The 25,303-nt window shown below is 60.5% G+C and carries 21 protein-coding genes, 1 pseudogene and 1 riboswitch; of the genes and pseudogenes, 7 read left to right on the top strand and 15 right to left on the bottom strand.

Annotated features, from left to right (window positions below; genetic code table 11):
• Positions 1-30 precede the first annotated feature (30 nt).
• The gene (locus ABIE16_RS00450; protein WP_349736476.1) at positions 31-1,014 is read left to right on the top strand and encodes an asparaginase; all 984 of its coding nucleotides are present in this window, start codon (positions 31-33) and stop codon (positions 1,012-1,014) included.
• A gap of 90 nt (positions 1,015-1,104) precedes the next feature.
• Here ABIE16_RS00450 and zapE read toward each other — a convergent pair whose 3' ends face one another.
• From zapE to ABIE16_RS00435, 3 genes are all read right to left on the bottom strand, one after another.
• On the bottom strand, positions 1,105-2,199 hold the full coding sequence (zapE, locus tag ABIE16_RS00445; protein WP_007998226.1) for a cell division protein ZapE: 1,095 nt from the start codon (positions 2,197-2,199) through the stop codon (positions 1,105-1,107).
• 90 nt (positions 2,200-2,289) lie between these two features.
• Complete coding sequence (locus ABIE16_RS00440) at positions 2,290-3,645, bottom strand: tryptophan--tRNA ligase (protein WP_340312917.1); 1,356 nt, start codon at positions 3,643-3,645, stop codon at positions 2,290-2,292.
• A gap of 24 nt (positions 3,646-3,669) precedes the next feature.
• Positions 3,670-4,299: an alpha/beta hydrolase gene (locus ABIE16_RS00435; protein ID WP_057713348.1), complete on the bottom strand. Its 630-nt coding sequence runs from the start codon at positions 4,297-4,299 to the stop codon at positions 3,670-3,672.
• 144 nt (positions 4,300-4,443) lie between these two features.
• Here ABIE16_RS00435 and ABIE16_RS00430 point away from each other — a divergent pair, with 144 nt between their 5' ends.
• On the top strand, positions 4,444-4,878 hold the full coding sequence (locus ABIE16_RS00430; protein WP_008045970.1) for a YhcB family protein: 435 nt from the start codon (positions 4,444-4,446) through the stop codon (positions 4,876-4,878).
• A gap of 273 nt (positions 4,879-5,151) precedes the next feature.
• Here ABIE16_RS00430 and ABIE16_RS00425 read toward each other — a convergent pair whose 3' ends face one another.
• The 7 genes from ABIE16_RS00425 to ABIE16_RS00395 form a co-directional block, all read right to left on the bottom strand.
• The gene (locus ABIE16_RS00425; RefSeq protein ID WP_057713347.1) at positions 5,152-5,886 is read right to left on the bottom strand and encodes an OmpA family protein; all 735 of its coding nucleotides are present in this window, start codon (positions 5,884-5,886) and stop codon (positions 5,152-5,154) included.
• Between the two features lie 104 nt (positions 5,887-5,990).
• Positions 5,991-6,632 carry an MBL fold metallo-hydrolase gene (locus ABIE16_RS00420; RefSeq protein WP_429520378.1) on the bottom strand — a complete coding sequence of 214 codons (642 nt, stop codon included), beginning with the start codon at positions 6,630-6,632 and terminating at the stop codon, positions 5,991-5,993.
• A gap of 90 nt (positions 6,633-6,722) precedes the next feature.
• Positions 6,723-9,461, bottom strand: coding sequence for a LuxR C-terminal-related transcriptional regulator (locus ABIE16_RS00415; RefSeq protein ID WP_429520377.1), 2,739 nt, complete (start codon positions 9,459-9,461; stop codon positions 6,723-6,725).
• Between the two features lie 175 nt (positions 9,462-9,636).
• Entirely contained in the window at positions 9,637-11,001 is a 1,365-nt protein-coding gene (locus ABIE16_RS00410) for a DUF1329 domain-containing protein (RefSeq protein ID WP_057713344.1), read from the bottom strand.
• A gap of 28 nt (positions 11,002-11,029) precedes the next feature.
• Entirely contained in the window at positions 11,030-12,934 is a 1,905-nt protein-coding gene (locus ABIE16_RS00405; protein ID WP_429520376.1) for a DUF1302 domain-containing protein, read from the bottom strand.
• Between the two features lie 339 nt (positions 12,935-13,273).
• A complete protein-coding gene (locus tag ABIE16_RS00400; protein ID WP_090457632.1) occupies positions 13,274-14,956 on the bottom strand; it encodes a fatty acid--CoA ligase in 1,683 nt (560 codons plus the stop codon).
• Positions 14,957-15,153: 197 nt separating this feature from the next.
• Entirely contained in the window at positions 15,154-15,783 is a 630-nt protein-coding gene (locus tag ABIE16_RS00395) for a LysE family translocator (protein ID WP_057713341.1), read from the bottom strand.
• Positions 15,784-15,874: 91 nt separating this feature from the next.
• On the opposite strand from ABIE16_RS00395, the gene ABIE16_RS00390 reads away from it, so the two are divergent.
• The 3 genes from ABIE16_RS00390 to ABIE16_RS00380 all read left to right on the top strand — a co-directional run bounded on the left by ABIE16_RS00390 (position 15,875) and on the right by ABIE16_RS00380 (position 18,721).
• A complete protein-coding gene (locus ABIE16_RS00390) occupies positions 15,875-16,840 on the top strand; it encodes a 2-hydroxyacid dehydrogenase (protein WP_218494217.1) in 966 nt (321 codons plus the stop codon).
• A gap of 33 nt (positions 16,841-16,873) precedes the next feature.
• Positions 16,874-17,872, top strand: coding sequence for a class I SAM-dependent methyltransferase (locus ABIE16_RS00385; protein WP_008045980.1), 999 nt, complete (start codon positions 16,874-16,876; stop codon positions 17,870-17,872).
• Between the two features lie 50 nt (positions 17,873-17,922).
• A riboswitch (yybP-ykoY riboswitch) is annotated at positions 17,923-18,047 on the top strand.
• A gap of 89 nt (positions 18,048-18,136) precedes the next feature.
• Positions 18,137-18,721: a TMEM165/GDT1 family protein gene (locus ABIE16_RS00380; RefSeq protein ID WP_008016665.1), complete on the top strand. Its 585-nt coding sequence runs from the start codon at positions 18,137-18,139 to the stop codon at positions 18,719-18,721.
• Between the two features lie 170 nt (positions 18,722-18,891).
• Here the strand turns inward: ABIE16_RS00380 and ABIE16_RS00375 are convergent, their stop codons facing one another.
• On the bottom strand, positions 18,892-19,710 hold the full coding sequence (locus tag ABIE16_RS00375) for a M48 family metallopeptidase (protein ID WP_429520375.1): 819 nt from the start codon (positions 19,708-19,710) through the stop codon (positions 18,892-18,894).
• 272 nt (positions 19,711-19,982) lie between these two features.
• Here ABIE16_RS00375 and ABIE16_RS00370 point away from each other — a divergent pair.
• A pseudogene (locus ABIE16_RS00370) lies at positions 19,983-22,124 on the top strand (methyl-accepting chemotaxis protein).
• A 111-nt stretch (positions 22,125-22,235) separates the two neighbouring features.
• Here ABIE16_RS00370 and ABIE16_RS00365 read toward each other — a convergent pair.
• The 3 genes from ABIE16_RS00365 to ABIE16_RS00355 are packed head-to-tail and all read right to left on the bottom strand — an operon-like array spanning position 22,236 to position 23,347.
• Positions 22,236-22,859, bottom strand: coding sequence for an SOS response-associated peptidase (locus ABIE16_RS00365; protein WP_154909519.1), 624 nt, complete (start codon positions 22,857-22,859; stop codon positions 22,236-22,238).
• Between the two features lie 35 nt (positions 22,860-22,894).
• Entirely contained in the window at positions 22,895-23,155 is a 261-nt protein-coding gene (locus ABIE16_RS00360) for a putative signal transducing protein (RefSeq protein WP_057713336.1), read from the bottom strand.
• Positions 23,156-23,164: 9 nt separating this feature from the next.
• Positions 23,165-23,347, bottom strand: coding sequence for a CPXCG motif-containing cysteine-rich protein (locus ABIE16_RS00355; protein WP_053159662.1), 183 nt, complete (start codon positions 23,345-23,347; stop codon positions 23,165-23,167).
• Positions 23,348-23,486: 139 nt separating this feature from the next.
• Between ABIE16_RS00355 and ABIE16_RS00350 the strand changes: the two genes are divergently transcribed.
• Positions 23,487-24,653 carry a 1-acyl-sn-glycerol-3-phosphate acyltransferase gene (locus tag ABIE16_RS00350; RefSeq protein WP_057713335.1) on the top strand — a complete coding sequence of 389 codons (1,167 nt, stop codon included), beginning with the start codon at positions 23,487-23,489 and terminating at the stop codon, positions 24,651-24,653.
• A gap of 172 nt (positions 24,654-24,825) precedes the next feature.
• On the opposite strand, the gene ABIE16_RS00345 is transcribed toward ABIE16_RS00350, so the two are convergent.
• Positions 24,826-25,104, bottom strand: a complete 279-nt coding sequence (locus ABIE16_RS00345; RefSeq protein WP_429520374.1) for a hypothetical protein — start codon at positions 25,102-25,104, stop codon at positions 24,826-24,828.
• Positions 25,105-25,303 lie beyond the last annotated feature (199 nt).

The raw sequence follows: 25,303 nt of genomic DNA, 5'->3' as shown, positions 1-25,303 counted from the left end.
ACTTTTCATTACAAACAAGCGAGGTATCCCATGGACCTGCCCAAACTGTCCATCGCGGCACTTGGCGGCACGGTAAGCATGCAAGCGAGCAATGCCGGTGAAGGCGTCATCCCGACCGTCAGCGGCGAAGCCCTGCTGACTTCCATACCGGAACTGACGACGCTGGCCGGAGTCACCGTCGAGACCCTCAGCCTGCTGCCCAGTGCGTCCCTGGATTTCGAGTTTTTGCTGAACGTATTGTCCTGGGCTGAATTTCAGGTCAAACAGGGCGCCGTTGGGGTCGTGATGACCCAGGGCACTGACACCCTCGAAGAAGCCGCGGCGTTTCTGGATTACCTGTGGCCCTACGACACCCCCTTGGTGCTGACCGGTGCCATGCGTTCCGCAGCACAGCCAGGTGCCGATGGACCGGCCAATCTGCTGGATGCATGTCGCGTTGCCCTGGCGCAGAACAGCCGGCAGCGCGGTGTCCAGGTCGTGATGAACGGACAGATTCATCAAGCGTGCAGCGTACGCAAAACCGATTCGCTGGCATTGCAGGCGTTTTCCTCTCCGGTCGTGGGGCCCGCAGGCCTGCTGTTGGAAGACCGTGTTCGCTACCTGCGCCCGCCGGGGCCGCGCACGGTGTTGCCTTTGCCGCAACAGACCACACAGAAGGTTGCGCTGCTTGAGGCCTCACTTTCGGCCGACACCCTGCTACTGGAGAATATTCTCGCACTCGATTACGACGGACTGGTGATCGGCGGTTTCGGCGCCGGCCACATCTCGCAGCGCTGGGCGACAATGATTGAGCATATTGCCGAACGAATCCCCGTGATCATTGCGACCCGAACAGGCTCCGGCTCCACCGCACGTGCATCTTACGGTTTTGGTGGTGGTGAAATGGACTTGATCCGCAAGGGGGCGTCGATGGCGGGCTTTCTATGTCCGCGAAAAGCCCGGATTCTGCTTTGGCTGTTGCTCGGTTGCCAACGGCAGCACGAGCTTGCGCGGCATCTCCACGAAGACATTTGACTTCAAAACAATGTACGAGCCTGTGGGAGAAAGATTTGCACTGACAAAAAAGGCCTGCGTCTGCAGGCCTCTTTCATTTTCCGAACTGTCTTACGGCTTATGCGCCCTGGACAGGAATTCGTGGGATTGCATTTCCAGCAGTCGGCTGAGGGTACGCTGGAATTCGAAATTCAAGCGCCCGCCGGTGTAGAGATCCTTGAGCTCGACTTCAGCAGAAATGATCAGCTTCACATTACGGTCGTAGAACTCGTCGACCATGTTGATGAAGCGTCGGGCGATGTCGTCGGTGGTGACGCTCATCTGCTCGACATCGCTGAGCAGCACGGCGTGGAAGATCTTGCCCAGTTCGATGTAGTCGTTCTGGCTGCGCGGGCCGTCGCACAGTTCGCGGAAGTTGAACCAGGCCACGTCATCGCAGGTGCGCAGGGCACGGATTTCGCGGTTTTCGATCATCAGCACGTCATTTTCGACCGCTGCCGTGCATTCCGGTGTCAGTGCACGGAAGCTCTTGCGCAGGCTTTCGTTGGCGGCTTCGTCGAGTGGGTAGTGGAACAGCTCGGCCTGTTCGAGGTGACGCAGACGATAGTCGACGCCGCTGTCGACGTTGACGATCTCGGTATTCTGCTTGATCAGCGCAATGGCCGGCAGGAAGCGCGCGCGTTGCAGGCCGTCTTTGTACAGGCCATCCGGCACGATGTTCGAAGTCGCAACCAGGGTTACGCCGTTCTTGAACAGTTCTTCCATCAGGGTGCCAAGGATCATGGCGTCGGTGATGTCGGAAACGAAGAATTCATCGAAGCAGATGACCCGGGCTTCGGTGGCGAAGCGCTTGGCGATGATGGTCAGCGGGTTTTTCTCGCCGCCCAGGGTTTTCATCTCTTCGTGCACGCGCTTCATGAAGCGGTGGAAGTGGGTGCGGGACTTTTCCTTGAAGGGCAGCGCTTCGAAGAAGGTGTCCACCAGGTAAGTCTTGCCGCGACCTACGCCGCCCCAGAAATACAGGCCCTTGACCGGGGTCTGATCCTTCTTGCCAAACAACTTGCCCAGCAGGCCCGGCTTGTTTTGCTCGGCCGCGACCAGGTCGTCGTACAGGCGCTGCAAATGACGCACGGCAGTTTCCTGCGCGGCGTCATGGAAGAATTCCGGGCGTTTCAGATCAGCTTGATATCGTTCTAGGGGCGTCATAATTCGTTAGCAAGGCAACAAAAACGGGCCGACACTGTAGCGACGACCCCGAGGAATGGCAATCGGCCCTTGGTCGGGCCGAACCGTTGTTTATTCCTGAACCGGCGTCAGGGCAATGCGCAAGGCTTCGATGGCAGCGTCACGGGCGACGCTGTCGGCAAATGCCGGGCTGTCGGCAACGCACTCGCCTTCCAGCCAGACGCTGAACCCCAGGTCTTCACTGCGCACGTCCAATGCCTGGCCCGCTTGCAGTTGCTTGGTCACCTGCCCGGCGGTTTTACCGTCGGCGAAGTTGCGCGACAGCAGCAGTTGTTCGCCATCTGCCGCCAGCAGACGGAAGCGGAAACTGCCGTCGTCTTCACGGAAGCTGACAAAACGTGCAGCCTTCACGGCTTTCTTCTTGGTGGTCGCCGCCACTTGAGTCTGGGCAACGAAGGAGCGCAGGCCCACCGCTTCACGCAGTTCGTAGAGGAAGGGTGTCGCTACCGCACGGGCTTTTTTCGCGCCGTGTTGCAAGATGTCTTCCAGATCCGCCGGGCGCTCGATCAGCTGGTTATAACGCTCGCGGGATTCGCCCAGTTCGTTGTCGAGCAACTGGAACAGACGATTCTTCGCCTCGCCCCAACCCAGGCCCTGCAACAGTTCGCTGCGGAACTCGTCGGCTTGCGCCGGGGTGGCAAACGCCTGGAACAGGGTAAACAGGTGTGAGTTGTCCGGATCCTTGGCTTCGCCCGGTGCGCGGGAGTCGGTGACGATCCGCGAAATCGCGTCCTTCATCTCTTTGGCACTGCTGAACAGCGGAATGGTGTTGTCGTAGCTCTTCGACATCTTGCGGCCATCCAGGCCCGGCAACGTGGCGACGCTCTCTTCGATCAACGCCTCGGGCATGGTGAAGAACTCTTTGCCCTGGCCAAAAAGATGGTTGAAGCGCTGGCCGATGTCCCGCGCCATTTCCACGTGCTGGATCTGGTCACGACCGACCGGCACCTTGTGCGCATTGAACATCAGGATGTCCGCGGCCATCAGCACCGGGTAGCTGTAAAGGCCCATGGTGATGCCTGCATCCGGGTCCTCGCCGGTCTCGACGTTCTTGTCCACCGAAGCCTTGTAGGCGTGGGCGCGGTTGAGCAGGCCCTTGGCGGCGACGCAGGTCAGCAGCCAGGTCAGTTCGGGGATTTCCGGGATGTCGGACTGGCGGTAGAAGGTCACGCGGTCGACATTCAGGCCACCGGCCAGCCAGGTCGCAGCGATTTCCAGACGCGAGCGTTGGATGCGCAGCGGGTCATCGCACTTGATCAGGGCGTGGTAGTCCGCCAAAAAGTAGAACGAGTCGGCATTGCTGTCACGGCTGGCCAGGATCGCCGGGCGGATGGCACCAGCGTAGTTGCCCAGGTGCGGCGTGCCGGTGGTGGTGATGCCGGTGAGGATACGGGTACGAGTCGTCATGGGTAATCGCTTGTCAGACTGCAATCAATTCGAGAGACGCGGCAGGATCAGATCCTTGAGATCGGTCAGCTTGCCATGAAAAAAGTGTCCGCATTCTGCCACTTTCAGCAGCTCATGGGGACGTTCAAGCGTGTCGGACCATTGGTAAACCAGCTGCGGATCGATCACTTCGTCGGTTTCCGGCTGGATCAGGGTCAGTTCGCCCTGCTGTGGCAGTGAGTCCTGAGCGCTCAGGCGCATGACCGCCGGTGCGACCATGAATAGATGTTTGAGCGGTTCGCCCTTCGCTTCCAGACGTCCGCCAAGACTTGCTGCAACAAATCCACCGAAGGAGAAACCGAACAGGGTCAGTGGCAATTGCGGGTGCCTGGCGCGAAACCATTCGGCCACAGCCTGGGCATCATCGACTTCGCCGGTGCCCATATCATGTGTACCCTCACTGGCACCCACCCCGCGGTAGTTGAAACGCAAAGTAATCAAACCGGCATCACGCGCGGTGCGCTGCAGGGTCGAGACCACTTTGTTGAGCATGGTGCCGCCCTGTACCGGGTTCGGATGGCAGATCAGCGCCAGGCCACGCGCCTGCTCGTTGTCCAGGTACAGTGCTTCCAGTTGACCCACCGGGCCATCAATCACTACAGGGGTTTCACGCATAAGCAAGGAAGGAACTCCGTGACCTCGGATCAGGTCGACTCGTCTAGCAAATTGTCTGTGGCTGTCTATTGCGAGTGAATCGCGGTATACAGCGCAGGTTCGAGCCGTTAACGTAAAGCAAAGCCGTTTATAGAGGAAGGACTCGTGGAACACTCGCTCTTAGTTTGGTTGTTACCGACTCTTGCCCTGGTTGTGGGTGTCGCCATTGGGTTCCTGATCGCTCGCGTTGCACCGAACGCCGCGCCCAGCCGCACGCAGCGTCAGCTGGACGATATTCAGGAACGTTTCGACAGTTATCAGAACGAGGTGGTGACCCACTTCAACAGCACCGCGACACTGGTCAAGAAACTGACTCAGAGCTATCAGGAAGTGCAGGATCATCTCGCCGAGGGCGCCAACCGCCTGGCCCTGGACGAACAGACTCGCCAACGCCTGCTGGCTTCCCTGCACGCCGACGCGGCGCAGGCACCCCGTGAACGCCTGACGCCACCGCGCGATCAGGAGCCGCCTCGCGATTACGCACCGAAAGCCCCGAACTCGCCGGGCATGCTCGATGAGCATTATGGCCTGAAGAAGTAATCAGCTTTCGCGCCATACAAAAAGCCCCCGGACTTTCACTGGTCCGGGGGCTTTTTTGTTTCTGTCTGTTCCAGATTCCTGCTGCCTGGTCTGGCCTCTTCGCGGGCAAGCCCGCTCCCACAATGGTCGATGTCGTACGCAAAATCTGTATCCAACACATGACCTGTAGGAGCGGGCTTGCCCGCGAAGGGGCCGGAACTGACGACAAAAAAAGCCCGCCCGATCCGTAGAAGATCGAGCGGGCTTTTCTACGCCTGGGGTTCAATCAGACGATCAAGGGTACTGCTGAACCTGACCTTGCTGCTGACCACCATACTGCTGGCCCGGAATCGCCTTGAGGTTGACCTCTACACGGCGGTTCTGCGCCCGGCCATTGGCGTCGCCGTTGCTGGCAACCGGGCTATCCGGACCGGCGCCACGGGCGCTCAGATTGGCACCGCTGACACCTTGCGAGGTCAGGTAGGTTGCCACGCTCTGGGCGCGACGCTGGGACAGGTCCATGTTGTGCTGGCGGCTGCCGGTGCTGTCGGTATAGCCGACGATCTCGATCTGGTTCTGGTTGAACTCTTTGAGCGAGCCCGCCAGGTTGTTCAGCGGCTGATAGAAGCTTGGGGCAATGTTCGCCGAATCGGTAGCGAACGTGATGTTGCCCGGCATGATCAGCTTGATCTGGTCGCCCTGGCGCTGCACTTCAACACCGGTGTTGGCCATGCTGGCGCGCAGCTTTTTCTCTTGCTGATCGGCGTAGTAGCCGTAACCGGCGGCGGAAGCACCGACCACCGCAGCACCGATCAGTGCGCCCTTGCCACGGTTATCGTGGTTGATCGCAGCACCGGCCAGCGCACCGGCCAGAGCGCCGAGGCCACCGTATTTCGCGGTCTTGCTCATGCCTTGGGAGCTGCCATCCGCCTGACCCTGCGGCTGACCGTCATAAGGGTTGGGCGAGGCACAGCCGGACAGTACGGCCACGGCAGTAGCGACAATCATCAAACGACGCATGGTGAACATGTAAAGCTCCTACTTTTTTTGCATTCTGTGGTGCAACGGACCAAGGCATCAGCCTTTGCGGGCGTTGGATCATGTTAACGGGTAAAAATTCCGAATGTTACAAATCAGCCCCGAACAAACGGGTTTTCGCGCATTTCATCGCCCAGACGGGTGTCCGGACCATGCCCGGTCACCACGGTTGCGTCTTCGTCGAGGGTGTACAGCCGCTGCTTGATCGAGCGCACGATGGTCGCCTGGTCGCCGCCCCACAAATCCGTGCGTCCGACACCGCGACGAAACAGCGTATCACCGGCAATCAGCAGCTTGGCCTCGGAAAACCAGAAGCTCATGGAGCCCGGCGTATGACCTGGCGTGTGCAGCGCCACGCCGCAGCCGCAGGCCAGTTCTTCATCATCGGCCAGCCAGCGATCCGGGGACGGCACCGGGGTATAAGGAACGCCGAACATCTGGCACTGAATTTCCAGGTTGTCCCAGAGAAACTGGTCTTCCTTGTGCAGATGCAGCGTCGCGCCGGTTTTCTCCTTGAGTTGACCGGAAGCCAGGAAATGATCGAGGTGGGCGTGGGTGTGAATGATGCTGACCACTTTCAGCCCCAGGGCGTCGAGACGCGCCAGGATCAGCTCATGATTGCCACCTGGATCGACGACGATGGCCTTTTTCGTTACCGGATCGCCGATGATCGTGCAGTTGCACTGCAACGGGCCGACGGGGAAGGTTTCGCGAATGAGGGTGGGTTGCTGGGACATCGGCGGGGCCTGCTCGATAAACGGGGGATGAGCGATTTTCTCACAATTGAGTATCCAGCCAATGGCCGCGATGTGTAACGTGAAAAATCCTTAACCCAGTACCCCCAATTCCTTGGCTCGCGCCACCGCCTGCGTACGTCGCTCGACCCCGAGCTTGCTATTGATATGGCTGGCGTGGGTCTTGACCGTGTGCAGGGAAATAAACAGCTGATCGCTGATTTCCTGGTTCGAACAGCCCTGGGCGATCAATCGCAGGACCGCCATTTCCCGGGTGCTGAGTTGCTCCGCGGCTGCACAGGACTCCAGCCCGGGACGGGCAGCCAATGCCGGCAGTTTTTCACTGAGGCTCAGGGAAACGGGGGTTGGCGGACAGCTTTGAAGCTGCCCACGCAGCCAGTCCGGGTGCTCGGCCAACAAGCCCTCGAAGGGTTGCAGCACCCCTCCGCCGGCGGCGTCCAGCGCCTGGGCCAGTGCCTTGCGTGCTTCCGGTTCCCGTCCACTACCCAGCAACAACGCCACTTTCTGGGTCAGCGCCATGGCGCTGAGCAGCTGCCGACCGCTTTGCTGGCCATGTTCGAGCAGTGCATTCAAACGCCCTTCGGCCAGCATCGGTTGTCCCTGGATGACGTCGAGCAAGGCTTGCTGCAATTCGATATGCAACGGCAATTGCGGGTGAAACTCCGGTGGTGCCGCCGCGTTTTCGCCGTTATAGGTCTGTCCCAGGCGCGCCAGCCAGGCTTCGGCCAGATCGGTGCGCCCCTGGGCCAGCCAGAGTTCACATTTGACCAGGGTGATCATGGCCAGGTAGTAGATCGGTGGCACATCCCAGATGTGCATGAGCCGTTCGGCTTCGGCAAGCTCGGCAAAGGCCTTGGCGAACTCGCCACTGCTGCCTTCCAGCCTGGCAATCACGCAGTGGCCGATCAGCACGCTGATGTCACGGCAGGCGCGCGCCTCGCTCAAACCGGCCTGCAATCGCACCCGCGCCAATTGCGGCTGCATGCGCAGGGCCAGCAAAAAGCCCTCGTACAAGGTCAGCCGGGCGCGAACTGCATATAGCCGTTGCGCAGGCAAGCTCTGCAGGCGCTGCATTCCCTGACGGACCTCTTCCAGCGCCCGACAGATTTCCCCGCGTGCTTGCAACACCCGGGCGCGGTCGTAGTGCGCCAGTGCTTCGAACAAGGGGTTGCCGACCCGTTGCGCCAACTCCAGCGATTCGCGGTTCAATCCCCGTGCCCGCCACAAATCGCCGTCGGCAATGGCGAGGTTGGACAGGGTCGAAAGGCACATCAGGCGCTGGCCGTAACGCTTGGACGGAAGACTTTCCAACGCTTCGCGGCAGTACCGCAGCGTCAGTTCGCGGTTGCCGCGTCCACGGGCAATGATGCCGCTCAACGCCAGCCATTGAGCGAGCATCGACTTCTGTGCGGTGGCCGACGGAGCAGGCAGGAAACGGCTCAAATGGCTGGCCAGCTCTTCGGCGGCATCCAGTTGGCAAGCCATCCCCAACGCCCAGCTATAAAGCACGATCAGCCGCGGCGTGCTGATCAGCAAGCTGTCAGGCAAGTCCATTTTCCAGCGCAGCAACATACCGACATTCTGCTCGGCCAGCAGCTGCTCTTCGGAGAGGTTCTGCACCAGGTTCGCCGCGACGTCCAGGTGACCGGCGCGCAAGGCCTGCTCCACGGCCTCATCGAGCAGTCCTTGGGCATTGAACCAGCGGCAGGCACGCAGGTGCAGGCTGGCGGCCGGCACCATCGACTGGGAAGTCGGGCGCGTGCGCAACAGATCGGAAAACAGGTGGTGGTAACGATACCAGTGGCCGTGCTCGTCCAGCGGCACCAGGAACACCTGGTGGGCGAGCAGGAAGCGCAGGATTTCGCCGCTGTCATGGGCGTCGCGAACGGCATCGCACAGTTCGCTGCAAAAACGCTCCTGGGGCGCCGTGTCGTAGAGGAACGACTGGACCTCGGCGGGCAGGCAATCGATGACCTCTTCGAGCAGGTAATCGCGGATCAGCCCTTCCCCGCCGTGCAAGGATTGCGGCAGCGCGCCGTCGGTACCCGCCTCCGAGGCGGCCAGCAGCCAGAAACGCAACCCCGCGACCCAACCTTCGCTGCGCTGGATCAGGTTTTCCAGCGCTTCACCGCGCAAGGAACTGCTGTGCCGGTCGAGCAGGCTCAAGGCCTCGTCGTGGGTCAGGCGCAGATCCTGTTCATGCAATTCAAGCAGTTGTCGCGACAGCCGCAGCCGCGCCAGATGCCAGTCGGGACGTTGGCGACTGGTGACCATCACCAGCAAGCCATCAGGGAGATGATTGAGGAAAAATTGCAGGCAACGGTCCAGTACCGGCCCCTGGGCCAGATGGTAATCATCCAGCACCAGCAGCAATGGCGTCGCAGTGGACAAGTGCTCGGCCAATTCGTCGAGCAGGCCATCCAGCCATTCTTCGAATGCGAAAGGCTGATGGCGCTGGCGCATTTTCAACAGCCCGAGCGATTGCCTGCCCAGGTGCGGGAAGTAGTCCTGGAGGCCTTCCAGCAGGCGTTCGAGAAAACGTCCCGGGTCACTGTCTCGCGGGCTCAACCCCAGCCAGAGACTTTGCCAGTGCGCCGGCAACCCCTGACAAAACTCCACCGCCAACGAACTCTTGCCGAACCCTGCCGGTGCGCTGACCAGCAATAACCTGCCACCGAGCCCGGCACTCAGGCGCTCGCACAAACGTGGACGCAGCACATGGCCGTCGGGCAACGGCGGGCGGAAGAAGCGCCCGTCGAGTGTCGCGACAGCAACGTTTGCAGAACCTGGGGATGTGGACAAATCAGTCATAGCCGGCTCTTGTTTGAATTGCGGGTGGCGGCGTTGCAGATGTCCGCAGACTAGCCGTAAACGGATAGGGAATGAAGGTAATTGCTACAAATGGCTACAAAAAGTCTACAAGCAAAAAAAACGCCCCGAACCAGTCGGGGCGTTTTCAGAGGGTGCGGCCTCTACTCAGTTCACTTTAGCGAACACCATCCTGACGCAAGGCGGCCGGGGTGAAGTCGCTGGTGGTGGCAGTGAAGCCGAAGTCATAGGCCGACTTCTCTTCGTTCTTCATGCCCAGCGCCAGGTAACGACCCGATTGCAGGTCGTACAGGGTTTCAAGGGCATACCACGGCACTTGCTTGTCGTAGTAGTTCTCGGCATGGGCCTCGGCGACGCGCCACAGTTGACCGCGACCGTCGTAATGGTCGATGACCGCTGCTTGCCAGGTGTCTTCGTCAATGTAGAAGTCACGCTTGGCGTAGATGTGACGCTGACCTTCCTTCAGGGTGGCAACTACATGCCACACACGACGCAACTCGTAACGAGCCAGGTCCTGGTTGATGTGACCGGCCTTGATGATGTCGGTGTACTTGAGCTTCGGATCGTCGAGCTTGTAGGCATCGGAAGCGATGTACATCTCTTTCTTGCCTTCGAGCTTCCAGTCGTAACGATCCGGTGCACCGTTGTACATGTCCAGGTTGTCGGAGGTACGCAGGCCATCGGCTGCGGTACCCGGGCCGTCATAGGACACTTGCGGCGCACGGCGCACACGACGCTGGCCGGCGTTGTAGACCCACGCCGAGCGCGGTTCCTTGACCTGGTCGAGGGTTTCGTGAACCAGCAGTACACCACCGGCCAGACGTGCCGGCGCGGTCACTTTCTGCTTGAAGTAGAACAGGATGTTGCCCGGGTTCGCCGGATCGTAGTCCTTCATCTTGTCGCGGAACACGAACTGGTCCTGGAAGTACACCAGGCTGAACGAGCCGTTCGGCTGTGGTGTGGCCTGGGTTACCAGACGGGTCACGCTGCCCCCGCGATAGCGGGTGATGTGGTTCCAGATGACTTCAACGCCGCTTTTCGGGATCGGGAACGGAATGGCGGTTTCAAAGTTCTCCAGGCCGTTGCCGCCGGACACCAGCTTGGTGTTGGTGGCGTTCTTCTTGATGGAGGCGAACACCTCATCCGGCACGGTGGCACCGCGGTGGGACGGATAGACCGGCATCTTGAAGGTTTCCGGGTAGCGCTTGAACATCGCGTACTGGCCCGGGGCAAGCTTTTCCTTGTACTGGTCGACGTTCTGCGCCGTGATGGTGAACAGCGGTTTTTCACCCGGGTACGGATCGGACAGGAAACCCTTGCTGTCGACCGCTCCGGCGTTCTTCGGCAACGGTTTCCAGGTCGGAATCGAACCGTCGGCGTTACCCGCCATTTCAGCGCCCATCGGGGTCAGGCTCTTGCCCAGTTTGTCGGCTTCGGCCTGGGGAACCGCTGCGATGACGCTGGTCGCCAGCAGCGAAAGCCCCAGAACACCGGCGTGGAACAGACTCTTTGTTATTTTCATATGTTCGTTCGTCCTGAAAATTCAGTGCTTAGAAGTTCACGCCGAGGCTGAGCGCAACGAAGTCGCGGTCATCCACGGTGGTGTACTTGCCGTCGAAGAAGTTGGTGTAGGCCAGGCTCGCGGTGTAGGTGTTTTGGTACTCGGCGTCGACACCCAGGCTCACCGCCTTGCGGCCTTCCTCGAAGTTGCCGCCAGGACCAGGGGAGTAGCCCTCCACGTCATGAGACCAGGCTACGTTTGGCTTGAGGTTCACACCGGCAAACACGTCGTTGTATTCCCAGATAGCACGACCGCGGTAGCCCCATGAAGTCGCGGTGGTGAAGCCTTCGTCGGTGCAGTTGCGGCTGCGGTTGTTGGTCGGCGTACCCGGGCCGGCACCGCTGATGGTGCTGTTGTTGAGTGTCACGCAGGTATTGAGCGCGCCAGAGGCTGGCAATTCACCCGGACCGTAGACCGGATCGCGGCCATAACGAACGTCGGAAGTGCTTTCCAGGCCGCCTACGTGGGTCACGCCCACTTCGCCCACCAGGGTCAGACGACTGGCGCCCATGACCTGATCGAAGAAGTGCGTCAAGGTGGTCTGGAACTGGGTGATTTCCTTGCGACGATACCCGTGCAGGTCCTGACCCGGCACGCCGGTAAGCAGCGATGCATTGGTCAACGGGTTGTTCGGGTTGTTATTGCCTATAGGACGAACACCGGAGAACAGGATGTCGGTGGAGTTGAGCTGCACCGGAGCGTTCGGACGGTAGCTGATCTCACCGCTCCACGCCGTACCGGTAGGCAGGGTGGTGGAGAAGCTCAGGCCGTAGAGGCGGATGTCTTCCGGGTATTCGATGAAGTACTGCGAATTACCCGCCACCAGCAATGGCGCCAGTGCGGCGAACGGGCCGCCCTGGAGGGCCGCTGCAGTGTTGTAGAGCGACTGCGGCGCACCGGTAGCGCTGAAGATCGGCGCACGGCTGTGGTAATTCATGAAGTAGGCGCCGAACTCGGTGTCCAGCGGATCGAACATGTACTTGAGGGACGCGCCCCACTGGCCGCTGTCGCGGGCATCGCGATCGGGGCCACGACGCACCAGAACACCCTCATTGTTGACGTCGACGCCGTTGGCGGCCAAAGGCCCCAGGGCAATGGCCGGAATTTGCGAGCGCTTGGCCAGTACGCGCAGGTTGTCGTCGCAGCCGTCGGCAACGATGTCTGGCTGGGAGAAGAACGTGCCGCAGTTGTCGACAACGGTCTGGTCCCATTCAATTTGGTAGAACGCTTCGGCCGAGAGGTTTTCGGTCAGGCTCTGGGACACATAGAACATGTTGACCGGGATCAGGCCTTCCTTGATCTCGGCACCCGGACGGCGGAACGCGGACACGTCGATCGGGTTGATCGAGTTGATGCCGCCACCGATGAAGGTACTTTCACCCCAGCTCACGACCTGCTTGCCCAGACGCACGGAGCCTGGCTGATCGGCAATGGAGTAGTTGTGGTAGACGAAGGCGTCGAGGATCTGGCCGCCGGCAGACTTGGCGCCTTCCTTGCGGTTGTCGTCGCTGATGTCCTTGAACGGACGGCTTTCGTCCTTCAGTTCAAAGTCGTACCAGTATTTGCCACGGACGAAAACACCGGTATCGCCGTATTTCAGTTCAAGGTCATGGATGCCCTTGAAGATCTTCGAGAAAGTTTCCCCGCTCTTGAAGTTCAGGTGACCGTCATCAGAAGTCTGGGACAGACCCTTGCCGCCGTTGTTGACACCGATGAGGTTCTTGTTGGCACTTTCGGTAGACCAACTGGCACCGATCGACAGGGATGAGTCGAACTGACCTTCGATTTCACCGACGTTGAAACTGACGCCGAATGCTGGCCCGGCGAGCGTAGAGGCAAGACTGACAGCCAGGGGCAGTTTCGCCCGGCGCCAGAACTGGTTTGCTGATGTCATCGACGCTACTCCATGTGCATTTTATTTTTATGGCAAGAGCACTTCTAAAAACGCTGTGGATAACCGGGAGCCATGGCATCCCAAAGTCATTCCAAAGTTGCATCGCCCCGGTTCGTGCGGTTGCCCCGTTCTTAAAAATCCTTGAGTGGACTATAGCCAGCAGGTAGTAGCGCTTGATCCCTCTAAAGTGTGATTTGCAGCTGCCAGCCACTCTGGAACAGTCCTTTCGCCAGTCCGACACCCGTCGGCACGGCAAGGATGGCTGAAAATTTCGTTTTGACAAGCCAAGCGCTTGCTTGGTGGGGGCTGGCGTGCCCTTTCGAGCACGCCAGGTGACGCTTAAAGCGTCGAGAGGAAGGTGCTGTTGGTGGCTTGCCATTCGCTGATGTCGACACGAATGCGCTTCTTGTCGAGCTTGCCGACACTGGTCTTGGGAATTTCAGTAACAAGGGCGATCTGGCTCGGAATCGCCCACTTGCTCAAGTGCCCCAGCTCCACAAACGGCTTGAGGTGTTCCTTGAGTTCCCGCGCCCCGATTGCATGCCCCTCACGGAGCACCAGCAGGGCAAACGGCCGCTCGCCCCACTGCGGATCGGGGATCCCCACCACTGCTACTTCACGTACCGCCGCATGACGACTGATCAGGTCTTCCAGGTCCAGGGAGGAGATCCACTCGCCACCGGTCTTGATCACGTCCTTGATCCGGTCACGAATGTCGATCACGCCCATGCTGTCCAGGGTCGCCACGTCACCGGTGTGCAGCCAGCCTCCGGCCCAGAGCTCGGCGCCCTTCTGCGGCTCATTGAAATACCCCTCGGTCAGCCATGGCGCGCGTAACACCAGTTCGCCCTGGGTCTCGCCATCGGCGGGCAGGAAGTTGCCCTCGGTGTCGACGATCGCCGCCTCCACCAGTGGCCCCGGCACGCCGGCCTTGATCCGGTAAGTGGTGCGTTCGTCTTCGGTACCCGCCATCAATTCGTCGTTGAGGTGCGCGCACGAAACCAGTGGCCCGGTTTCCGACATGCCGTAGGCGGCAGTCAGCTGAATGCCTTTGGCCTTGGCCGCCTCGTACAACGTGCGGTTCAGGGCGCTGCCGCCGATGACGATTTTCCAACCGCCGAAGTCGACGGTCTGCGCGGCCTTGGCATTGAGGACCATCTGCAAAATGGTCGGTACGCAATGAGAGAACGTGACCTTTTCCTTGCGCCACAACTCCACCAGGTACTCCGGGTCATAGCGGCCGGGATACACCTGCTTGAGCCCGAGCATGGTCGCCACATACGGCAAGCCCCAGGCGTGCACGTGGAACATCGGGGTGATCGGCATGTACACGTCGTTGGTGCCCAGCAGGCGCACGCTATCGATCGCGCCCATGATGGTCGACACGCCCATGGTGTGCAGCACCAGTTGCCGATGGGTGAAGTACACGCCCTTGGGGTTGCCGGTGGTGCCGGTGGTATAGAACGTGGTCGCGACCGAGTTTTCGTCGAAATCCTCGAAGTCGTATTGCGGGCTCGCCGCGGCCAGCAGTTGCTCGTATTCGCCGACGAGATTCGGCAGGTCCGCGGTTTTTTCCGGCAGGTCAGTCAACAGCAGGGTTTTGTCGACCGTGGTCAGTTGCCCCTCGATGGCCTTGTAGAGACCGACGAACTCGCTGTTGACCAGCACAAAGCGGTCCTCGGCGTGGTTCATGGTGTAGAGGATCTGTTCCGGCGACAGGCGCACGTTGATGGTGTGGATCACCGCACCGATCATCGGGATGGCGAACATGCATTCCAGGTAACGATGGCTGTCCCAGTCCATCACACCCACGGCATCCCCGGGCTTGACTCCGGCCGCTGTCAGCACGTTGGCCAGGCGGGCTACCCGTTCGATCAAGGTCGGGTAGCTATAGCGCAACTTGTCGCGGTAGATGATCTCGCGGGTTTTCTCATAACGGGCACCGGACATCAGCAGCCGTTTGATCAACAGCGGGTACTGGTAAGCGCCTTCGGCCGGGGGGATAACGCGAGTCTTCAACATAATAATCCCTTTAATCTGACTGCACGGTCGTGACTGAAAGTACGCACTGTAGTGCCCTTGAACGTCAGCCAAATCAGCCAAAGGAATGATTTGCAGAACCCCATGATTGATAGCGTTGCGCCATCATTTGCGAGGTTTGATCATCTGTAGGAGCAATCGAGCGTCGACCGGCTGCTCCTACAGGGATAGATATCTGATCAGTGCATCTCGGTAAAAGCGAGCTTCACGCCAATCGCGATCAGCACCGCGCCCATGGTCCGGTCGAACCAGTGGCCCATGCGGGCGAAACCGGCGCGTACGCGCTGCTGGCTGAACAACATCGCCACCAGGCAGAACCAGGTCGCTGTCGCCACCGCCAGGTAAACCCCGTACCCGGCCTGCACGGCCAGCGGCGTGTGCGGGTTGATTACCACAGTGAACAGCGAGAGGAAGAACAGCGTGGCTTTCGGATTGAGACCGTTGGTGACGAAACCCGAAGTGAAGGCACCACGGGCGGTGCGCTCGCCGGCTTCCTTGTGCAGGTCGTCAGCCACAGACTTGGCCGGTTGCGCGCGCAGCGCCTTGTAACCGATGTACAGCAGGTAAGCGGCGGCGGCCCATTTCAAGGCATTGAACAGCACGATCGACTGGGACACGATCAGGCCGATACCCAACAGCGAGTAACCCACGTGCAGGAAAATCGCCGTGCCCACGCCCAGCGCAGTCCAGGTGCCCGCGCGACGACCGTGGGTAACACTCTCGCGCACCACCACGGCAAAGTCCGGGCCAGGGCTGGCCACGGCCAGCAGGTGAATCAGGGCAACGGTCAAGAACTCTGTCCAGTACATGGGGGCTCCTTCAGGCCAAGCGTAACTATTTATTTCATCTGGTAGGCTCGGCAGATTACGCCTTCAGTTCATTGCACAAAAGGTACAGTTGATGACGAACACTCGCCGCGCCGTATTCCTCGACCACCCGTCCCTGGACCTCGGCGACCTTGACCTAGACCCCTTGCGCAGCTGCTTCAGCGATTTGCAACTGTTCGCCCAGACCTTGCCAGATCAAGTCATCGAACACCTCAAGGGTGCGACCGTCGCCATCAGCAACAAGATCCTGATCGATGCCGCCGCCATGGCCGCCAGCCCTGATCTCAAGCTGATCCTGATCACCGCCACCGGCACCAACAATGTCGACCTCGCCGCCGCCCGCGCCCACGGGATTACCGTGTGCAACTGCCAGGGCTACGGCACACCGTCGGTGGCGCAGCACACGATCATGCTGCTGCTCAACCTGGCCACGCGCCTGGCCGATTATCAAAAAGCCGTCGGCGAAGGCCGCTGGCAGCAAGCCAAACAATTCTGTTTGCTGGATTACCCGATTGTCGAACTCGAAGGCAAAACCCTTGGTCTTTTGGGCCATGGCGAATTGGGCGGCGCGGTCGCACGGCTGGCTGAAGCCTTCGGTATGCGCGTTGTGCTGGGGCAAATTCCAGGGCGCCCTGCACGGCCGGACCGCCTGCCACTGGATGAACTGCTACCGCAAGTCGATGCCCTGACCCTGCACTGCCCGCTCAACGAACACACCCGCCACTTCATCGGCGCCCGCGAACTGGCCGCGATGAAACCCGGCGCGTTCGTGGTCAACACCGCCCGCGGTGGCCTGATCGACGAACAGGCGCTGGCCAACGCCTTGCGCAACGGGCATCTGGGCGGCGCCGCCACTGACGTGCTGAGCGTCGAGCCTCCCGTCAACGGCAATCCGCTGCTGGCCCATGACATCCCGCGCCTGATCGTCACCCCGCACAACGCCTGGGGCAGCCGCGAAGCGCGCCAGCGAATCGTTGGCCAGGTGACCGAAAACGCACTGGGATACTTCAGCGGTAAGGCGCGGCGGGTCGTCAGTTGATAAACTGCGGCACTTTTTTTCACAGGAGCAGTTATGGATCCGCGCAGTGAAGTACTGCTTCGTCAGGCCGAGTTATTCCAGGGTTCGGTGTTGTTGGCCGGCTTGCCCGCCGACGACTTGCTGGGCCGTCTGCCCGAAGCTCATGGCTGGTGCTGGCACGCCGGCGATCAGGCCGCGCTGGACGCCCGCTTCGCCGAGCGCAGCCATTTTGGTGTGAATGCTCCCGAGCGCGAGTTCGATACAGCGGTGGTGTTCCTGCCCAAGGCCAAGGACCTGACCGACTACATTCTCAACGCCCTCGCCTCGCGGCTGGCTGGCCGCGAGCTGTATCTGGTCGGCGAGAAAAAAAGCGGCATCGAAGGTGCCGCCAAACAACTCAACCCGTTCGGCAAGCCACGCAAACTCGACAGCGCGCGCCACTGCCAGCTCTGGCTGGTCACCGTGGCCAACGCGCCTGAAGCCAAACCGCTGGAGAGCCTGGCGCAGACCTATGAACTGCCGCTGGCCGAAGGCCCGTTGAAGGTCATCAGCCTGCCGGGGGTGTTCAGCCATGGTCGCCTGGATCGCGGCAGCGCGCTGCTGCTGGAACATCTGGACAAACTGCCCAGCGGTCACTTGCTCGATTTCGGTTGCGGCGCAGGGGTCTTGGGCGCGGCAGTGAAACGTCGTTACCCGCACAACCAGGTCACGTTGCTGGATGTGGATGCCTTTGCCGCTGCCAGCAGTCGCCTGACCCTGGCGGCCAATGGTCTGGAAGCCGAGGTGATTACCGGTGACGGCATCGATGCCGCCCCGATGGGTTTGAGTGCGATCCTGAGCAATCCGCCGTTCCATGTCGGCGTGCACACCGACTATTTCGCAACGGAAAACTTGCTGCGAAAAGCGGCCAAACATCTGAAAAACGGTGGCGAACTTCGTCTGGTAGCGAACAGCTTCCTGAAGTATCAACCGTTGATCGAAGAGCATCTTGGTGTGTGCGCGATCAAGGCCGAAGGACAGGGCTTCCGGATCTACCGAGCCAAGCGCGGATAGAACTGCTTTGAAAAAGAAGGCTTGCCGAATGGGTTTTGCAAAGGCAGAATCCGCTCCGTCCTAGGGGAGTAGTCTCCCACGAGCGCCACGCTCGTCCGGCATGCGTCAACATACTTGGTCCTCAGACCATGGCGCATGCGACCCAAGCATCCACATCAGATGGATCGCAGGGTTTGACAAGACCTATGACACGAACACCTTACCCGGGGCGGGGAGGCTGTACGTGTCATAGCCGTGTCGACCCGCCCCTTAGGAAAACCCCTGATGCTGGATTCACTACTCGTACCTACCGCAATCGTTGCCTTGGCCGAAATCGGCGACAAGACGCAACTGCTCGCGCTCATTCTCGCTGCCCGTTTCCGCAAGCCCTGGCCGATCATCGCCGGTATCGTCGCCGCGACCCTGGCCAACCATGCGGCCGCCGGTGCAGTGGGCGCCTGGGTCGGCAGTTTCTTCTCGGATACGATGCTGCACTGGATCCTCGCCGCGAGCTTCGCCGCCACGGCGCTGTGGACCCTGGTCCCGGACAAGATGGATGACGACGAAGCCAGTACCGCCCGCAAGTTCGGGCCGTTCCTGACCACGCTGATCGCGTTCTTCCTGGCGGAAATCGGCGACAAGACGCAGATCGCGACCGTGATGCTGGCTGCGCAGTATCCGGAGCTGTGGCTGGTGATCATCGGCACCACCCTCGGCATGCTGATTGCCAACGTGCCCGTGGTATTGGCCGGTAACTTTGCCGCGGACAAATTGCCGTTGACCCTGATCCGTCGACTGGCGGCGTCGGCGTTCTTCATCCTGGCGATTGTCGCGGTGTACAAAGCGATGCAGAGCAGCGGGTGGGTTTGACCCGGGTACTGAGATCAATCTGTGGCGAGGGGGCTTGCCCCCGTTCGGCTGCGCAGCAGTCGTAAATCCTGCAACCGCGGTGTAACTGTTGAATTGTGGCTGCAGGTAATGGGGCCGCTTCGCAGCCCAACGGGGGCAAGCCCCCTCGCCACATTTTCAGCATCTGATAGTCAAGACTTCTTGGCCTGCTCATACAAAGGCATGACCTTCGGAATCGCCGCCTGCAACGCCGCAATACGACTCGACGACGCCGGGTGAGTGCTCAGGAACTCCGGCGGTGAACCTTCCGAGACCTTGCTCATCTTGTTCCACAGGGTGATCGCGGCATTCGGGTTGTAACCGGCGCGGGCGGCCAGTTCCAGGCCGATCAGGTCCGCTTCGTTTTCATTGGCACGGCTGTTGGGCAAGGTCATGCCGTAGTTGGCCACGGTATCGGCCAGGGCCAGACTGTCCTGCCCCAACCCGAGCAAGGTACCCGCGCCCTGCTTCGCCATTTCGATGCCGTAAGCCTTGGACATCGCTTCACGACCGTGCTCACGCAGGGCGTGGGCGATTTCATGGCCCATGATCGCGGCGATTTCATCGTCGGTCAGTTGCAGTTTGTCGATCAACCCGGTGTAGAAAATGATCTTGCCGCCAGGGCCGCAGTTGGCGTTGAGCTCATCGCTCTTGATCAGGTTGACTTCCCACTTCCACTGGGCCGCGTCCGGACGGAAGTTCGGCGCCTGGGCAATCAGCCGGTCGGCAATCGCCTGAACCCGCTGGGCTTCATTGCTGGTCTTGTCCAGCACACCCTTGCTGGACGCTTCGCCCACTGTTTTCTGATAGGACTGGGCGTACATCTGGTCGACCTGTTGCGAGGACAACATGCTGAACATGTACTGCTTGCGCTCAATGCCTACAGCGCCGCCTTTGGTGGTATTGACCGACTGGCAGCCGGTGAGCAGCAGCGCTGCGCTCAGTGCACTGACACCCAAAATCTTGTTCATCAAAAAACTCCCTGAAAACATGCCGAGTATCCTAGGCGTGGAAATGTATCGACGCCAGATACAGTGGACGTAAGACGCACAATTCGGACAAAGCTCTCATCGCCGTAGAAAAAAATTCACATACGACGACAACCCGCTGCCCATCACGCCGCTCATTGATTCAATTACGACATCCGGCACGCAAAAACGGTCCTTTCAACTGCCCACGCTCATGCCCGCCCGTCACCCTGCCGATACACCTGGGCAGACGTCCTTTCGCGTGCGGAGCCCCCATGAAATTCAAGTCGATCCAGTTTTCCGTGGCGGCCCTTGCCGGCGCCATTGTCCTTAGTGTCGTGGCAGCGCTGGTTGTGTACGCACTGTTCTCCGGCGCCCGGACGCAAGACATGGTCCAGGAGCGGACCTAGGCCCAATTCGAGCAAGTCATCGAACAACGCCTGACGTCCCTGGCGCAAACCCAGGTCAGCCAGATCCAGCGCGAACTCGAAGCACCGCTGCTGATTGCCGGCGGACTGGTGCGGGTCAACGCCCTGATCGGCACACCGGGTACCGATGGCCAGCCTTCACTGAGCCTTAGCCGCGAGCAACTGATCGGCCTGATCAAGGAAAACGTGGTCAAGAACCCGAAAATCCTCGGCACCTACATCGGCTGGGAAAAAGACGCGCTGGATCACAACGATGCGGCCTACGTCGGCACCCAGGTGGTCGGCATCGACGCCAGCAACGGGCGCTTCCTGCCCTGGTGGTTCCGCAACGACGACGGCACCCTGGGTCTGGACAAACTGGTGGACGTCGACGACCAGAAAACCCTGTCCACTGGCGTGCGCGCCAGCGAGTACTACCTGTGCTCGAAAGAAACCAAAAAATCCTGCGTGATCGACCCGGCGCCTTATAAGGTGGGCGACAAAATCGTCATGCTCGCCTCCTTTATTGAGCCAATCATGCTCAACGGTGCCTTCCAGGGCATCGTCGGCGCCGACCTGTCGGTGAACTTCATCCAGGAAATGCTCCTGGGCGCCAACCAGAAGCTTTACAGCGGCGCCGGGGAAATGGCCCTGATCGGCGGCAATGGCCGGATCGTTGCCTACACCAAGGATCCGAGCAAATTCGGCGAGAAGGTCAGCGACATCCTCGACAGCAAACAGATTGCCAACATGGCCAATCTCAAGCGCGGCGAAGTCACCTATACCGTCGACAAGGCCCAGGGCCGGATCGAGTTGTACCTGCCTTTCGGCATCGGCCAGACCGACGCCCGCTGGACTTTGATGCTGCAGTTGCCGCTGAATGCGGTCATGGCCGACCTGCAAAAGCTCCAGGCCGACCTGGACGCGCAGCGCAAATCCGACACCTTCGGCATGGCGATGGTTGGCCTGGTGATTGCCGGTATCGGCTTGCTGGTGATCTGGCTGGTGGGCCACGGCATCGCCCGCCCGCTCAAGCAGATGGTGGCCATGCTCGACGATATCGCCCAGGGCGAAGGCGACCTGACCCGACGCCTGACCAGCGATCGCGCCGATGAACTGGGCTCGATCGCCAAAGGCTTCAACACTTTCCTGGCCAAGTTGCAGGCGATGATCACCCAAGTGGTGACTTCGGTGCAGAGCGTCAGCGATTCGTCGGAACACACCGCCGACATCGCCATCCGCACCAACACCGGTGTGCACAAGCAAATGGCCGAGATTGATCAAGTGGCCACCGCCGTACAGGAAATGACCGCCACCGCCCAGGACGTCGCGCGCAATGCGACCCAGGCCGCACAGGCCGCCAGCCATGCCGATCAGGCCGCCAGCCAGGGCATGCAGATCGTGCGCGACACCTCGAACTCCATTGGTGCCCTCGCCGTGGAGATCGGCCGGGCCGTCGGCGTGGTGCAAACCCTGGCCAAGGACAGCGAAAACATCAACGCCATCCTCACCGCCATTCGCGGGATCGCCGAGCAGACCAACCTGCTGGCCCTTAACGCAGCCATCGAAGCCGCCCGTGCCGGTGAACAGGGCCGAGGTTTTGCCGTGGTGGCCGACGAGGTGCGTAACCTGGCGCAGAAGACGCAAAAGGCCACCGAAGAAATCCAGACCATGATCCAGCAATTGCAGCAAGGCACCCGGGATGTGGTGCGAGTCATGGAGGACAGTCAGAACCGCACGGACGAAAGCGTACTGCACGCATCGAAGGCCGCCGAAGCACTGGAAACCATTACTCAGGCAGTGTCGGTGATCAACGACATGAACACCCAGATTGCCAGCGCGGCCGAGGAGCAAAGTGCGGTGGCGGACGACATTAACCGCAACGTGATCAACATCGGCCAGGTGGCCAATGAAGTGGCCGGTGGTGCGGATGAGTCGAGTGCGGCCAGTGCGGATCTGACCAAACTGGCCGAGCAGCAGCGGCGGTTGATCAATCAGTTCCGGGTCTGATCCGAAGCCCCCATCGCGAGCAAGCTCGCTCCCACAGGGAATTTGTGACGCCACAGATCCAATGTGGGAGCGAGCTTGCTCGCGATGGGGCCGGTTCAGCCACCCAATAGCTCAACCCGGAGTAAGGCACTCCGGCCCATTGAGCTTCGGATCATTCACCATGTTGGCCAGCACCCGTTCGCGCAATGCCGCAGGTTCACTGGCCAGCAATGCTTGCAAAGCATGCAGCGGCGTCTCGGGATCCAGCCACACGGCCTGCCCCGCCTCATCAAGAATCAACGGCCGCCGCTGGCTCGCTGCCGGCTGGGTAATCACCGCGGTACTCAGCCACACCTGCTCCTGCACCGGATACGCCTCCCAGATCGCCGCAAAAAATAATGACGAGCCCTCCCCTGGTGTCAGCCAATACGGGCGCTTGCGCGTCGTGCCGCGCCATTCGTAGAAACCATTGGCCGGCAACAGGCAGCGGCGCTCGCGCAAGGCCTGGCGAAACATTGGCTGTTCGGCAACGGTTTCGGCGCGGGCGTGGGCCGGGGTGCGGGACAGATCGGTCAGCCAGGGTGGCGTCAGGCCCCAGCGGGCGCGGGCCAGCGTGCGCTGACCGTCTGGCTCGGCCCGTAGCATCAATACCGAATCATTGGGGGAAATGTTCCACTGCGCCTGCTGGTCGGCGGGAAAACCGGGCAGCGCCGCGAAGGCGGGGTTCCAGCGAAACAGGGCATAACGTCCACACATGGGGCAACACGACTCTTGATCAAACGAACGCCAGCCTAACAGACCAGCGTGCCGGGGAAGCTGTCCGGTTCATCGCCAGACAGCGGCAGCGCGGCATTGTACGCGGTGATCAGCTCGCGGGCGTATTCGGCCTGGTCGTTATCCACTGCCAAACCCAGCAAACCGAAAATCGGCAACTCACCGGTGGCTCCCACCAGATCGCGTCCCACCAGATGCGCCTCAATGCCCTCGCTGGCGAGCATGCCTTGCAGCAACTCGCCTTCCATCAGGTTTTCCGGGTCGTAGATGCGCTGCATACACGCTCCTCACTCGTTTTCGCTGAACACTTCGAGATGCCATTCCTCTTCATGAACCTGCAACACGAAGGTTATCGGCCGACAGCACACCTGGCAGTCTTCAATATAGGTCTGATCGCCACCGGACAAATCCAGCGTCGTCTCGACTTCCTCACCACAATACGGACATTCATATTGCGCAGTTTCCAGCATCGCGGTCTCCCAAGTGACTTGTGCGTATAATCGCCGGTCTATTTGCAGGGCTATTTTTGTCTGGCTACTTTTTCAGACCGTACCCCGCCGGTTTTCGATCAAAACCTTTACTTACCCTAGCCGTTTCTAACAAGAGAGCATGATGGGCGAATTCGATGCCATCCGACCTTACGACGACAGCGAAGTCCCAGCGGTGCTGGACCGGCTGCTCGGCGACAAGGCGTTTCTAGATATCCTCACCCACTTCCGCTTCCCGCGTTTCGCCGGCGCTTTAGGCTGGGCACTCAAACCTCTTATAGCCCATCGGCTGCGCCGTGAGTTTGCCGGCATTACCTCAGTGGCCACGCTGCAGGACAAAGTCGAGGTTTACGTCGACCACACCATTGAGCGTGCCACCGACGGTGTCACCTATACCGGGGTGGAGCAATTCAAGTCCGGCAGCGCCTATCTGTTCATCGCCAACCACCGCGACATCGTGATGGACCCGGCCTTCGTCAACTATGCCGTGTACCACGCCGGCCTGCCGACGCCACGCATCGCCATTGGCGATAACCTGCTGCAAAAGCCTTTCGTCAGCGACCTGATGCGCCTGAACAAGAGCTTCATCGTGCACCGTTCGATCAGCGGACGTCGGGAAAAAATGGCGGCTTATCAGCTGTTGTCGGCGTACATCAATCATTCGATCCGCAACGATTGCGCCTCGATCTGGATCGCCCAGGCCGAAGGCCGCGCCAAGGACGGTGACGACCGTACCGAATCGGCAATCCTCAAGATGTTCCACATGAGCCGCAAGGACGAGCCGTTCGGCGAAGTCATTCAGTCGCTGAACCTGACCCCGGTGTCGATCAGCTACGAGTACGACCCGTGCGATCAGGCCAAGGCCCGCGAGCTATACATCCGCGCCACCACCGGCAGCTACACCAAGGTGCCGGGTGAGGATGACGTGAGCATCGCCAAGGGCATCACCGGCTACAAGGGCCGGGTGCATGTGAACTTTGCCGCACCGATCACCGAACTGTTCGAAGACACCAAGCAATTGGCGGTCGAGATGGACCGGCAAATCCTCAGCGGATACCGCTTGTTCCCCGTGCACTACCTGGCTTACGCGCAGTGGAAGGACACCGATCCGCAGTTGCAGGTGCCGAAAGCCGCCGAAGTGTTCCCGGCCGAGGAACTGGCCAAGGCCCAGGAAGAATGGCAACGCCGCCTGGACGCCTGCCCTGAAGAGCATCGTCCATTCCTGGTGCTGCAATATGCGACACCGGTGCGCAATCAGTACCGGGTGAAGGCAGGGTTGCCGCTGTAAGCGGTATCGGCCTGACGGCGCTTTTGTGGCGAGGGGGCTTGCCCCCGTTGGGCTGCGAAGCGGCCCTGAAACCCAAGAAGGTTTTCCCTCTGACACAGCGTCCCTGTCGAGGTGACGACGGCTTCGCCGCCGAACGGGGGCAAGCCCCCTCGCCACAGGGTTTACTTCAGCCTCAGACCTGCGTACTGATCCACGACACCAGCAGTGCCATTCCCATGCAGGCAAAGCCGAAGATGTAGAAAAACCGGTTCTTGCGCAAGGTCGCCCAGTCCAGCGTGGGCTCTACGCTGGGGCTGCTCTGGCGCTGCGCCTGCAGACAGGCCATCGCGCGCAGTTCGCGACGACGGGTGGCGTGCAGCAACCAGCCGCCGGGGAAGGCAAAGAACAAGGCCAGCAGATTGATCAATTTGGCGGGATGGGCGGTAAACAGCGTCATCAAGTGCAGCGACATCACAAACCTCAAGTAACACAGGTGGCAGGTGGCAGGTGGCAGGTGCCGGACCGGCGACCGCGGCGCGGATTCTACCGAAAGCCTGCGCGCCTGCCCTCTGTTTCCGACAAGTAACGAAGCTTTTGATCAATGGTTGTCCTGAGTCACGGCTTCGTCATCTGTATCGGCGAACATGCGCGCCTCGAAACCGACACGGATC

The organism is Pseudomonas sp. 2725, from assembly GCF_050434585.1.
Taxonomy (GTDB): domain Bacteria; phylum Pseudomonadota; class Gammaproteobacteria; order Pseudomonadales; family Pseudomonadaceae; genus Aquipseudomonas; species Aquipseudomonas jessenii.
The sequence above is the reverse complement of the archived record's forward strand: the minus strand, read 5'-3'. Positions and strand labels throughout refer to the sequence as shown.